The following is a 13,484-nucleotide window of genomic DNA, read 5'->3' as shown; positions in this document are numbered from 1 at the left end:
GGATCAATTATTTACCAGCGTAAAGAGTTACTAACTTCTTTAAGTGATCATACTCATCCTTAGAGTTCTTCTCAGCCTTTGCAAATAACTCAGCAGCTCTCTCCGGGTTGAACTTCGCAAGAGATGCATAACGGTTCTCGCCCTTTAAGAATGCCTGATAATCGCCTGTAGGCTCCTTGCTGTCTAATGAGAATGCATCTTTGCCTTCTACAGCAAGTGTTGGGTTGTAACGGAAGTTGAACCAGTATCCGGACTCAACTGCTAACTTCTCCTCAGTCTGAGCCTTGCTCATACCCTTCTTGATACCATGGTTGATACATGGAGCGTAAGCAATGATCAGTGATGGTCCCGGATAAGCCTCTGCCTCTGCAAGAGCCTTAACACACTGATTCATATCAGCACCCATAGAGATGTGTGCTACATATACATAACCATAGCTCATTGCGATACCGGCAAGATCTTTCTTCTTTGTCTCTTTACCACCGGCAGCAAACTGTGCGATTGCTCCAGTAGGAGTAGCCTTAGAAGACTGTCCACCTGTGTTAGAGTAAACCTCAGTATCGAATACCATTACGTTGATATCCTTACCAGATGCTAATACATGGTCAACACCACCGAATCCGATGTCGTATGCCCATCCATCACCACCGAAGATCCACTGGGACTTCTTAGCGAGGAAATCTTTCTCCTTTAATACATTCTTGGAAGCGTCACATCCGCAAGCCTCTAATGCTGCTACTAACTTCTCTGTAGCTGGTCCGTTCTCGATACCGGAAGCGAATGTATCATTCCACTCCTTGATGGCATCCTTAACATCAGCCTTATCTGTGTTAGCTGCGATCTCATCCAGCTCGTTCTTTAATCTGTCACGGATTGCTCTCTGAGCAAGTAACATACCATAACCAAACTCTGCTGCATCTTCGAACAGTGAGTTAGACCATGCAGGACCATGACCCTTCTTGTTTGTTGTATAAGGTGTAGAAGGTGAAGAGTTTGCCCAGATAGAAGAACATCCAGTTGCATTTGCAATGTACATTCTGTCACCAAATAACTGGGTAATTAACTTAGCGTAAGGTGTCTCACCACATCCACCACAAGCTCCGGAGAACTCAAGTAATGGCTGACGGAACTGAGATCCCTTAACAGAGTTAAGTTTGAATTTCTCGATAACATCTTCCTTATCCTCAAGAGATACTGCGTAATCGAAGTACTTCTGCTCATCCTCATGTGCCTCGAATCCGGTCATTGTGATAGCCTGTACCTTATCAGGACATACGTTTACACAAGAACCACATCCTGTACAGTCGAATGCGGAAACAACGATTGCGAACTTGTAACCTGGCATCTGGTTGAGATCCTTCATCTGCATTCCTTCCGGAGCCTTAGCTGCCTCAGCCTCTGTCATAGCGACTGGACGGATTGCTGCATGAGGACATACATAAGAACACTGGTTACACTCGATACACTTGGTAGCATCCCATACAGGAACGTCTGTTGCAACACCACGCTTCTCGTATGCTGCTGTACCGGATGGAGTCCAGCCTGTCTCGTATTTCTTAACAACAGATACAGGAATGGTGTTACCCTGCTGTCCGTTGACTTTCTGCTGAATATCCTTAACGAAGTCAACAACTTCCTTGTTGTCTCCCTTAACTTCTACAGAGTAATCATCATCTGTGCAGTTCTTCCAGCTCTCTGGAACATCTACCTTAACGTATGCTGTAGCACCGGCATCGATTGCGTCGTGGTTCATCTTAACGACATCGTCACCCTTCTTAGCATAAGATCTTGTAGCTGCGTCCTTCATAAGCTTGATAACTTCCTCTTCCGGAATCAGCTTTGTCAGAGAGAAGAATGCTGACTGAAGTACAGTGTTGATACGGTTTCCAAGACCGATCTCTTTACCGATCTTTACACCGTCGATGATGTAGAAGTTGATGTTGTTCTCTGCGATGTATCTCTTTACCTGACCCGGTAACTTCTCATCCAGTTCATCAACTGTCCACTGTGTATTGAACAGGAATGTACCGCCCGGTACCAGATCCTGAACCATGTTGTACTTGTAGATGTATGCTGTACAGTGACATGCTACGAAGTTTGCCTGAGAGATCAGGTATGTGGAACGGATTGGAGAATGTCCAAAACGTAAGTGGGAAATTGTAACACCACCGGACTTCTTGGAGTCATAATCAAAGTATGCCTGAGCGTACATATCTGTGTTGTCACCAATGATCTTGATGGAGTTCTTGTTGGCACCTACTGTACCATCTGCACCAAGACCCCAGAACTTACAGTTTGTAGTTCCTTCCGGAGTAGTAACAGGATTTTCCTTAACTTCCAGGGAAAGATTTGTAACATCATCGATGATACCGATGGTAAATCTCTCTTTCTCTGTGTTGTTGTATACAGCGATGATCTGTCCAGGAGTAGTATCCTTAGATCCTAATCCGTAACGTCCGCTTGTAATTGTAACCTGATCGAACTTAGATCCCTTTAATGCAGCAACTACATCTAAGTATAATGGCTCACCAAGAGAACCTGGCTCTTTTGTTCTGTCTAATACTGCAATTCTCTTAACAGTATCCGGAATAGCCTCGATTAAAGCTTCCTTTACGAATGGTCTGTAAAGACGAACCTTAACAACACCGACCTTCTCGCCCTTTGCCATTAAGTAATCGATGGTCTCATCGATTGTCTCACATACAGAACCCATAGCAATGATGACACGGTCAGCATCAGCAGCTCCGTAGTAGTTGAACAGCTTGTAGTCTGTGCCGATCTTGGCATTTACCTTGTCCATATATTCCTGTACGATTGCAGGCAGCTCGTCGTATGTAGAGTTGCAAGCTTCTCTTGACTGGAAGAAGATGTCAGGGTTCTGTGCAGATCCCATTTCTACCGGATGATTTGGATTTAATGCATTCTTACGGAAAGCATCAACTGCATCCATATCTACCATATCTTTCAGATCTTCATAATCCCATGTCTCGATCTTCTGGATTTCGTGAGATGTACGGAATCCATCGAAGAAGTTGATGAATGGAATTCTTCCCTTGATTGCTGCGCAATGAGCAACCGGAGTTAAGTCCATAACTTCCTGTACGGATGACTCACAAAGCATTGCAACACCTGTCTGACGGCAAGCATATACATCAGAGTGATCACCGAAGATGTTCAGTGCATGTGTAGCAACACAACGAGCGGATACGTTGAATACGCCCGGAAGTCTCTCACCAGCTACTTTGTACAGGTTCGGGATCATAAGTAACAGACCCTGGGATGCTGTGTAAGTAGTTGTTAATGCACCAGCTGCAAGAGATCCGTGTACAGTACCGGCTGCACCAGCCTCAGACTGCATTTCTGTAACCTGAACGGTCTGTCCGAAAATGTTCTTACGACCAGCGGTTGCCCACTCATCTGTAGCCTCAGCCATAACAGATGAAGGAGTAATAGGATAGATTGCTGCAACATCAGTAAACGCATAAGAAGCGTGTGCTGCTGCATGGTTTCCATCCATGGTTTTCATTGAACGTTTCATGAATTAGTCCTCCTATTTTTAATTAAAGTTCAAACATAAAAAACATTGAATCAGAATGTCTTCTAACTAAATAATATAGGATGAATGCACCCAAAAATCAAGCGATAGCGACAGCATTTCTTGTTTTTTTACAAATACATCTTTTCAAAGTCGCCAATCGGAACCGGACAATTGCATAAATATCCCTGTCCGCAGGTGAATCCACCTTCTTTGAGGAACTGCTCCTGTTCCTCCGTTTCCACCCCCTCTATAATAATATCTTTATGTAAAATCTTTACCATACGGCCGATTTCGTAAAGAAGATTTTTCTTTTGTTCCGTCATGCCTTTATTAATAAAACTTTTGTCAATTTTTATAACATCTGCAGGCATGTCTGCAAGCACGGAAAGCGAAGAATATCCTGTTCCGAAATCATCAATTGCCACACGAAATCCCATTTCATGCAGCCGGTTCATGCACTTTTCGAGAACTGCTACATTCTTTACCAGTACCCCTTCGGTCACTTCGATCTCTATGTATTCAGGACGTACACTATATTTGGAAAGCACATGCTGGATACGGTTTAAAAATTCCTCCCCATCCGACTCAAAATGACGCCCGGAAAAATTGGTTGAAATCACAATTTTTCTCCGGTGCTGCTTGTCCCATTTTTCGAGAGTTTTTAACACTTCCTCATAAATATAAAAATCAAGCTCTGTGATATATCCTATTTTTTCGAGAGAATCAATAAACACTCCCGGTGGAAGAATCTTTCCATCCGGACGTTTCCATCGTGCCAGTGCTTCTGCCCCATAAACACTCCGGTCACCTAAAATAAACTTTGGCTGCAGATACATCTGGAAATCATCCCGGTATAATGCCTCATAAAATTCCCCGACTATTTTCTGCTCCTCGGTACGCTGGATACGCAGGGAAGGATTATACAGGGTAATATCCCTCTTCCCGGTATTTTTTGCATTTTTCCATGCAAGATTGGCATTTTCGATTGCAAACTCGATGTCCATTTTATTGTCTTCCAGAATATATACCCCTGCCGATACCCCCATTCCACTGTTTGGATACCTGTGATTCTGCATATTGGTAAATCTTTTATTTCTGCTGTGCAGACGATCGATCATTTTTTCCTGACTTTCATCTGCAATCAAAAGCAGAAAAAAATCCGAATACAAACGGCAGCCTGCACGGAAATACTCCTGCACAAAGATATCCTGTGCAAACATTTTAAGGACACTGTCCCCTACTTTATAGCCATAATTTTCATTGATATATCCAAAATTATTGATATCCATATACTCAATGGCATATACTTCATCCGGCTTGGAATGTGCCAGAATTTCAACCACCGCTTCACGGAATGCCTCCTGATTGTACAGCCCTGTCAGCGGATCTTTTTTCTGGATGGAACTGATCTGTTCCCGGCTTTCCGTGACCCGATAGCGCAGGGACACAAAAATAGCCATCATACGGGTCAGTTCCTGAAAAATTTCCAACTCTCCCGGCTGCCACTGCCGTTCTTCGTCCAGTGACACATAAATTACTTCCCCTGTACAGCCCCCAACATATTCAAATTTTCCAACCACAGCAGAAAACGGAGCGTTTTCGTTGTATGTATCCGTTGACTTAAGATAATTTCCCATCCCCGTTGCAAAATTGCTCCGCGAATTTTTAACTATCATATACTCCCCTGGCTGTAGTTCCTTTAGTGAAGGACTTTTCTTTGGAAACGCACTTTTCCCATAAAAAGAGAAATTATTTCCAAAATAATTGGTCATGACCATTCCGTCATTTTCGGTGTTATCCTCAAATACCATAACAAGATCCAGCTGGTATCTTTCCGTAATCCTGTTTAAAAGCATATTCAGCGACCCGTCTATATTTTTGGCGTGCGCCATAAGACTGATGGAAAATGCAAGGAATTCACGGTCTTCTGCGCCCATGTTTTCCCGCCGCTCAATGTTTTTGATTCCGTTTCTGATCATTCCCACATCTTTTGCACCGGCAATCTCATATCCATTTTTGCCCCCCTGCTTGGTACGGTACATGGCATGATCCGCTTTTTCAAACAGGGAACTGTATGTATTTCCATCCCCACCGTTACAGGCGGCCAGACCAATACTTGCCGAGATCCTGTAGTGAATGGAGCCCCCCGTATAAACTTTGCAGAGTGCTTCTCCAAGATTTCCGGCACGTTCCTTTGCCTTCTCGAGTGTTGTGTTCTTCATCAGCACAAGGAATTCATCCCCACCGACCCTTCCGGTCAGATCATTGTTGCGGAAAAAAGATTTGATAATATTTGCAACATCTACGATTACGGTATCACCGAATGTATGCCCGAAATTATCATTGACACCTTTAAAATTATCAATATCAATCAGAAACAATACATGGGTTCCGTCTTCTGCTCCTTCCAGAAATGCATCGGTCTCCCTTTGGATTTCCAGCTTGTTGAGCAGTTTCGTCAGCGGATCTCTCCGCACTTCTTCCTGAAGATTCTTATCTTCATCAATATTAAAACTTCTTCCGATAATCCGGGTGATCCGTCCATTATGGTCTGCAATGCTCTTGTAATAAGTTCTAAACCAGAGATATTTCGGTGTCTCATTTTCCGTATGGATATTAAACCTTGTATCCATACTTCCGGTTTTTTCCTCTGTGGCAGCTTCTTTCATAGCCTTCAGAAAAAGCTCCTGATCCGGTGGACAGAGTGTCAGAACTTCTTCATCCACCGGAAAATATTGTTCGGAATAATCGTATTGTCCCCTCAGTTCCATCAGCCGGTACGAGCGCAGCATCGTCCAGTTTTCCACATCCAGATCAAACGGATATTCCAAAGACAGCTGTTCCATCAGCTCATATTTCTGGTTCAACAGTTTCTGATGTTCTTCCCGTCTTTTTTCCTCATCAATATCCCATAAAAATAAAACCACATATGGTTTTACATCGTAATGTGCCAGAACACTGCACCGCATCTCCACCCACCGGGTTTTCCCATCGGGGCGTACGATACGAAGCTGCATTTTTCCGTTGTCATGTGTCCGGACAACATTTTCCAATACACTGACCAGATTTGCATAATCTTCGTCATATACCATTTTTTGTGGCCTGGTTTCCCGCAGTTCCTTTTCCGTGTATCCAAGTACATCCGTAAACTCTGCGTTTGCCTCTTCCACTCTCCAGTCTGCCCCACAACTGACAATTGCAACTGCGACAGGCAGATCCAACTGTATAAATTCCCTATAATCCATAGCTTTGCCCCAATTTCGTTCAATTCTTTCTTCATTATATCATTATTTCTATACATTTCCAACAAGAAAGCGTTTTTCTTCTTGAAATATTTCCCATGTCATGTTTATAATAGAATTTGTGATTTTATCATAGACAAATTAAGTAAAGCAATGAGGTTTTCGTATGATTAGTGCAAATAACATTACTTTAAGATTAGGTAAAAAAGCCCTTTTCGAAGATGTAAACGTAAAGTTTACCGAGGGGAATTGTTACGGTTTGATCGGTGCAAACGGTGCCGGCAAATCCACCTTTTTAAAAATTTTATCTGGACAGTTAGAACCGACCAGCGGTGACATTGTCATCACACCGGGACAGCGTCTGTCATTCCTGCAGCAGGATCACTTCAAGTATGATGAGTATACCGTACTCGACACGGTTATCATGGGAAATAAACGGCTGTATGACATCATGAAAGAAAAAGATGCCATCTACATGAAAGAAGATTTTTCCGACGAAGACGGTATCCGCGCCAGTGAACTCGAAGCAGAATTTGCAGACATGGACGGCTGGAATGCCGAATCCGATGCTGCCACCCTGTTAAACGGTCTTGGAATTCCGACCGAGGATCACTACACACAGATGGCAGACCTGCCGGGTGCTGCAAAAGTCAAAGTACTTCTTGCGCAGGCACTGTTTGGCAACCCGGACATTCTTCTTCTCGATGAGCCGACCAACCACCTGGATCTTGATGCCATCGCATGGTTAGAAGAATTTCTGATCAACTTTGAAAACACGGTTATCGTGGTTTCCCATGACCGTTATTTCTTAAACAAAGTCTGCACCAACATTGCAGACATGGATTACGGCAAAATTCAGCTGTATGCCGGAAACTACGATTTCTGGTATGAATCCAGCCAGCTTCTTGTCCGTCAGATGAAAGAAGCCAACAAGAAGAAGGAAGAAAAAATCAAAGAGCTGCAGGAGTTCATCTCCCGCTTCTCCGCAAATGCTTCCAAATCCAAGCAGGCAACTTCCCGTAAGCGTGCCCTGGAAAAAATCCAGCTGGATGACATCCGTCCTTCCAGCCGTAAATATCCGTACATTGATTTCCGTCCAAACCGTGAAATCGGAAATGAAGTTCTGACCGTAGACGGAATCAGTAAAACCATTGACGGTGTGAAAGTTCTCGACAACATTTCCTTTATTGTCGGACACGATGACAAAATCGCCTTTGTCGGTGGAAATGAGCTTGCAAAGACAACATTGTTTAAAATTCTCGCCGGGGAAATGGAACCGGATGAAGGATCTTACAAATGGGGAGTTACAACAAGCCAGTCTTATTTCCCGAAGGATAATACCGCCATCTTTGATTCCGATGAGCTGATCGTTGACTGGCTGACCCAATACTCCGAGATCAAAGACGCAACTTATGTCCGCGGTTTCCTCGGCCGTATGCTTTTTGCCGGTGAAGATGGTGTAAAAAAGATGCGTGTCCTCTCCGGTGGAGAAAAAGTCCGTGTCCTTCTCTCCCGCATGATGATCATGGGAAGCAACGTTTTGATCTTTGATGAGCCGACAGACCACCTGGATATGGAATCCATCACCGCATTGAATAATGGTATGATCAAATTCCCTGGTGTCATCCTGTTTGCCTGCCGTGACCATCAGGTCGTACAGACAACTGCGAACCGCATCATCGAGTTTCTTCCGGATGGAAGCATGGTAGACAAGGTTTCTACTTATGACGAATATCTCGAAAGTGATGTTATGGCAAGAAAACGTCAGGTATACAATACAACTGCAGATGAGGAGGCAGATGATTAATCTGTTACCCTCTGTCTGTTTGATAAAAACAGGAAACCCTCTCTGCTGGTCTGTCCAGCAAAGAGGGTTTCCTGCATTTTGAAAACTCATTTTCAACTATTTTAAAACATATCCATAAAAATATTTCCGCTGTTATAATTGTAATTATACGTGCCATTCTTCGTATATGTATTGGATTTTGCGGCTTCTGACTTTGCATAGGACTCTGTCATGGCCGCCTTTGTTGCCACACTGTATGCGTAGGAACCGGTTCCATTGAACAGGTTCTTTATTTTCTCTGTGTCCGCACTCTTAAACGTTGTCTCATCCACCGACAGCTTGCCGGTCTTTTCATCAACCGTAATTCCTATTTCCTTTAAGGCTTTCTCATTGTAAGAAGTCTCATTTTTCATAGAACTTACCGACTGGGAAATGCGGTTCGTCGATGACCTGCCGGCTGTATCCAGCATGGAGTTGTAATCATCCGCAAAACTCTTTACTGCTTTGTAGATCTTGTCCGTATCGTAGCTGCCCCCGGAATCCTTTGTAAACACCTTGTTGTTACTGCGGGTATACAATGCCTTGGCAGAGTCTGTCAGTTCCTTGGCATCGGACTCAATCGCAGCCAGCGTCTTGGTACTGTCTTTTGACGTCGATGTGGTCGTGGCCAGATCCTCGATCGTATTTTTGGTGCTGTCATCCGACTTCGAGGTGCTCTTCGTGGAATCCATTGAAAAATAAGAGCGCATTAATTTGCCATAAGAACCACTGCGAATACTTGCATACTCACTTAAATTGATTCCAAACATGCCGCTTCCTGTGCTTTTCGAAGAACCCAGACTGGAAAATAAAGTACTTACTGACGATGAATCATACATCGAAATTCCTCTCATAGTATCACCTCTTTCACACAATTCTTTCTTTTATCCTATCGCTTTTTCACTGTTTTTACAATACTTTTGTGGTATTTTTCCGTATTTTGGTTATAATTACGAAAAGATAACAATTTCTTTTCGTTTTGTTCATATTTTATTCACAATCAGATGCTATTATAAGAACATAAAAGAAAGCAAAGTTACTAACTTGTTATTTTTTCATAATTCGCCCCATTGTCCATTGGACAATGGGGCACTCCTCTTTTTATTTAAGAAATTTCTTATATATCTTCTATCTGCCAGTCAATTGGCTCGATTCCATGCTCTTTTAGAAACTGATTTGCCTGACTGAAATGTCTGCATCCAAAGAACCCACGATATGCGGAAAGCGGACTCGGATGTGGTGCCTTTAAGATCAGGTGCCTTGGATTTGTAAGCATCGGTATTTTGCTCTGCGCCGGACGTCCCCACAACATATACACAATCGGACGATCCTGCGCATTCACTGCCTGAATGATCGCATCCGTAAACTGCTCCCATCCTCTTCCCTGATGCGAATTTGCCTGATGCGCCCGCACCGTAAGCACGGTATTCAAAAGCAGTACACCCTGATCTGCCCATTTTTTCAGATAGCCGTTGTTTGGAATTTTACACCCCAGATCATCCTGCAGTTCTTTATAAATATTCTGCAGAGACGGCGGAATTTCTTTCTGATCCGGAAGGACAGAAAATGAAAGACCATGTGCCTGATGTTCATTGTGATACGGATCCTGTCCCAGAATCAGTACTTTTACCTCACTAAGCGGTGTAAAATGCAGTGCATTAAAAATATCCTCTGCCGGCGGATACACAACCGTGCGGCTATACTCTTCTTTCACAAACTGATACAGCTGCCGGTAATATGGTTTGGCGAATTCCTCACGGACTGCCGGAAGCCAGTCGTTTGTTATCATTGCCATAATTTCATCCACTCCTATCTACGCACGGAGACACCGCGGTCTGCCAGATAGTTTTTCAGATCCATGATCTCCAGCTCCTTATAATGAAACAGGGACGCTGCCAGTGCTGCATCTGCATGTCCCTCTGTCAGGGCCTCATAAAAATGTTCTTTTGTGCCCGCACCACCGGATGCAATCACTGGAATGGAAACATTGTCTGCAATCTGTCTGGTCAGTTCAATATCATACCCTGCCTTTGTTCCATCGCAGTCCATGCTGGTCAGAAGAATTTCTCCCGCACCAAGTCTGTTAGCTTTCATTGCCCATTCTACAGCGTCAAGCCCGGTATCAATACGACCGCCGTTTTTGTAAACATTCCAGCCGCTTCCATCCTCTCTTCGTCTGGCATCAATGGCGACTACCACACACTGGCTGCCAAACTTGTCCGCTGCATTTCCAATCAGCTCCGGTGTATTGATTGCGGAAGAATTAATGGAAATCTTGTCGGCACCTTCCCGAAGCAGTACCTTAAAATCCTCCACCGTACGGATACCACCGCCTACCGTAAACGGGATAAACACCTTCTCTGCAACCTTACGCACCATGTCTACCACCGTTGCACGGTGATCGGAAGATGCGGTAATATCCAGAAAGACTACTTCATCTGCGCCCGCCTTGTCGTAAGCTGCTGCGACCTCTACCGGATCTCCGGCATCTCTTAAATTCACAAAGTTAATGCCTTTTACCACACGTCCGTCATTCACATCCAGACAAGGAATAATTCTCTTCGTAAACACTATGCATTTCCTCCCTGCAGCTTTGCAAAATTTTTCAAAATCGAAAGTCCAACCGTACCGCTCTTTTCCGGATGGAACTGACATGCAAATGTATTTCCGGATTCTACCGATGCATGAATTGTCGTACTGTACTGTGTGGTTGCTTTCACAATCTGTTCATCCGCTGCTTTCAGATAATAGGAATGTACAAAATATACATACGGATTTTCCTCCAGCCCAGCAAAAAGTCTTCCGTCATTCTGTAAATGCAGAGAATTCCACCCGATGTGCGGAATCTTAAGTCCCGACTGATCCGGAATCCGCAGAATCTGTCCGTCCAGCACATGGAGTCCCTCTACACCCTGACTCTCATCGCTTCCCTCAAAGAGAAGCTGCAGTCCCAGACAGATGCCAAGAAATGGCTTATTTTCCGCTGTCACCTGATGAATCACCTTGTCCAGCTCGTATTTTTTCAATTGTTCCATCGCATCGCCAAATGCACCGACTCCCGGAAGAATCACTTTGTCTGCGGTCTTAATCTCGTGAAAATTACGTGTGATCACACAGTCTTCTCCGAGAAAATGCAATGCTTTTTCCACGCTTTTTAAATTTCCAGCGTTGTAGTCTATTATTGCAATCATATAGGTCTTACTCCTAAATTAACAGTCTCCTGCCTTACTTTCTGCTATTTTTTATCCCAGCCCAAGTTCTTTCAGCTTCTGATGCAGTTTTACCGTATAATCATCCCGCTTTCTGGTCTGGTAGATATCCAGTGCCTCATCCCCTGTCATATCATAATCTTTCAGCAGTGCTTTGATAATCTTTCCTCCGATCTTCTCCAGCTGATCTTCACAGCCATACTCTTTGGCATTTTTCTGGTTCAGGTCATAACGCCCATATGCACATACCAGTGCATCAAGTGCATCAATTTTTGAACCGTAATTATCAAATACGAGATATGCCTGATACTTTTCCGAGACAGCAGCAAGAGTTGCCAGCTGATGATAAAGCTTTTCATCGCGCTCCTTGATCGAAAGCCCCTGCAGCTTACTGTATGCTTCCACATAAGAACCCTGCTCATATTTTTCCTTTGCCTGACTTAAGTTTGCCTGATACCCCAAAAGATTTGTCACAATCATGACAAATGCAAACAATGACACTGCCATAAGAACAATCGCAATCACCGGTCTCTTTGGCAGCGGCGGTGTGTTATCCACTTCCTTAGGTTTTTTCTCCTTTTTCGATTTCGGCGGTTTTGGCTGTTTTGGCTTCTTTTCTTTCTTCGGTTTTTTCTCTTTTTTCGGTTTTTCCTTTTTCTTTTCCGGTTCCCTTCCGGCATCACCGCCTGTACCTTCAAGTTCCTTTAAGATCTGCTGGTTTTCCTCCGAAAGTTCACTGACATCCGCTCCCTGTGTATTTCCGATGTCAACCGCCTGCTTTTCTTCCTCATCATCCTCTCCGAAAATAATCCGGGAAAGTTTCTGCCAGAAGCCGCCTTTTTTCTCTTTTTTCTCTTTCTTATTCTTTTTCTTTTTTTCATTTTTCCCATTGGAAGCGGTTTCTTCTGCCTGTGCCGGTATGTCTTCCTGCTCTGTAAGTTCTGGAATCTTATCTGCCACTTCTTCCTGCGGATTCATTTCCGATCTTGCAAAATCACCGATGGAATCAGTTTCTTCCAAAGGTTTTCCATCTTGATCAGAAGAAAGCATATCCCCCAGATCCGATAAATCCTGATCTCCAGAAAGCATATCCATAAGATCCGAATCCGAAAGCCCTGACAGATCCAGTTCTCCATCCTCTTCTTTTGGCAGATTGCTGTCAAACGTTCCGACTGCATCATCAAGTGTATTCACCTCGAAATCATCCGCATCGGGTGGTATTGCAGTTTCCAACGGACTTTTCCCCTGAAAACCGATTTCTTCTTCCTTTGCTGCATCCCCTGTCGAAAAATCATCCTGTGGAATATTATCGAGCAGATCATCCAGGGAAGCGTCAATCTGTGTGGCTTTTTCTTCCTGTTTTTTTTGATTCAGGCTCTCGGTATACTCCGGAATATCTTCCTTGAGCAGTTCTTCCTCAAACTCCCTCAAAAAATCTTCTTCATTTTTCGCTTTTGCCTTTTCCTTCGTTTCTTCTTCTCCAAACAATTGCTTTTCAAAATCATCTCTCAGAACCTGTTTTGCTGCCGGCTGTTCCTTCGGATGTTCCGTTTCTTCTCCATGCATGGAATTTAATAATTGATCCAGATAATTTTCCGATGAGTGGTCTCCCATGTGTTTTTCTCCATTCCATCTGTTTATTCCATAAACCTGCAAAGGGATGTGATGAA

General features: G+C 43.7%; 8 protein-coding genes. 1 reads left to right on the top strand and 7 read right to left on the bottom strand.

Going from position 1 to position 13,484, the window contains the following annotated elements:
• Positions 1–7: 7 nt before the first annotated feature.
• Both nifJ and DXD06_RS08175 read right to left on the bottom strand, forming a co-directional pair.
• Complete coding sequence (gene nifJ, locus DXD06_RS08180; RefSeq protein ID WP_117831303.1) at positions 8–3,538, bottom strand: pyruvate:ferredoxin (flavodoxin) oxidoreductase; 3,531 nt, start codon at positions 3,536–3,538, stop codon at positions 8–10.
• 128 nt (positions 3,539–3,666) lie between these two features.
• Entirely contained in the window at positions 3,667–6,783 is a 3,117-nt protein-coding gene (locus DXD06_RS08175; protein ID WP_117831302.1) for a diguanylate cyclase domain-containing protein, read from the bottom strand.
• A 163-nt stretch (positions 6,784–6,946) separates the two neighbouring features.
• On the opposite strand from DXD06_RS08175, the gene DXD06_RS08170 reads away from it, so the two are divergent.
• A complete protein-coding gene (locus DXD06_RS08170) occupies positions 6,947–8,587 on the top strand; it encodes an ABC-F family ATP-binding cassette domain-containing protein (RefSeq protein ID WP_055068235.1) in 1,641 nt (546 codons plus the stop codon).
• Positions 8,588–8,688: 101 nt separating this feature from the next.
• On the opposite strand, the gene fliD is transcribed toward DXD06_RS08170, so the two are convergent.
• The 5 genes from fliD to DXD06_RS08145 all read right to left on the bottom strand — a co-directional run bounded on the left by fliD (position 8,689) and on the right by DXD06_RS08145 (position 13,428).
• Positions 8,689–9,459 carry a flagellar filament capping protein FliD gene (gene fliD / locus DXD06_RS08165; protein WP_117831301.1) on the bottom strand — a complete coding sequence of 257 codons (771 nt, stop codon included), beginning with the start codon at positions 9,457–9,459 and terminating at the stop codon, positions 8,689–8,691.
• Between the two features lie 263 nt (positions 9,460–9,722).
• Complete coding sequence (locus tag DXD06_RS08160; protein ID WP_117831300.1) at positions 9,723–10,400, bottom strand: uracil-DNA glycosylase; 678 nt, start codon at positions 10,398–10,400, stop codon at positions 9,723–9,725.
• Between the two features lie 14 nt (positions 10,401–10,414).
• Positions 10,415–11,176, bottom strand: coding sequence for an imidazole glycerol phosphate synthase subunit HisF (gene hisF / locus DXD06_RS08155; RefSeq protein ID WP_022046469.1), 762 nt, complete (start codon positions 11,174–11,176; stop codon positions 10,415–10,417).
• Positions 11,176–11,796: an imidazole glycerol phosphate synthase subunit HisH gene (hisH, locus tag DXD06_RS08150; protein ID WP_117831299.1), complete on the bottom strand. Its 621-nt coding sequence runs from the start codon at positions 11,794–11,796 to the stop codon at positions 11,176–11,178. The genes hisF and hisH overlap by 1 nt, the downstream gene beginning before the upstream one ends.
• A 51-nt stretch (positions 11,797–11,847) precedes the next feature.
• Positions 11,848–13,428, bottom strand: coding sequence for a hypothetical protein (locus tag DXD06_RS08145; protein WP_117831298.1), 1,581 nt, complete (start codon positions 13,426–13,428; stop codon positions 11,848–11,850).
• Between the last annotated feature and the right edge of the window lie 56 nt (positions 13,429–13,484).

Origin of the sequence: Roseburia sp. TF10-5 (assembly GCF_003462365.1) — a bacterium.
GTDB classification, from domain to species: domain Bacteria; phylum Bacillota; class Clostridia; order Lachnospirales; family Lachnospiraceae; genus Roseburia; species Roseburia faecis.
The sequence above is the reverse complement of the archived record's forward strand: the minus strand, read 5'-3'. Positions and strand labels throughout refer to the sequence as shown.

Coding starts and splice junctions, on each gene's coding strand:
- nifJ (WP_117831303.1), bottom strand. CDS start 3,538: ATGAAACGTTCAATGAAAACCATGGATGGAAACCATGCAGCAGCACAC.
- DXD06_RS08175 (WP_117831302.1), bottom strand. CDS start 6,783: ATGGATTATAGGGAATTTATACAGTTGGATCTGCCTGTCGCAGTTGCA.
- DXD06_RS08170 (WP_055068235.1), top strand. CDS start 6,947: ATGATTAGTGCAAATAACATTACTTTAAGATTAGGTAAAAAAGCCCTT.
- fliD (WP_117831301.1), bottom strand. CDS start 9,459: ATGAGAGGAATTTCGATGTATGATTCATCGTCAGTAAGTACTTTATTT.
- DXD06_RS08160 (WP_117831300.1), bottom strand. CDS start 10,400: ATGGCAATGATAACAAACGACTGGCTTCCGGCAGTCCGTGAGGAATTC.
- hisH (WP_117831299.1), bottom strand. CDS start 11,796: ATGATTGCAATAATAGACTACAACGCTGGAAATTTAAAAAGCGTGGAA.
- DXD06_RS08145 (WP_117831298.1), bottom strand. CDS start 13,428: ATGGGAGACCACTCATCGGAAAATTATCTGGATCAATTATTAAATTCC.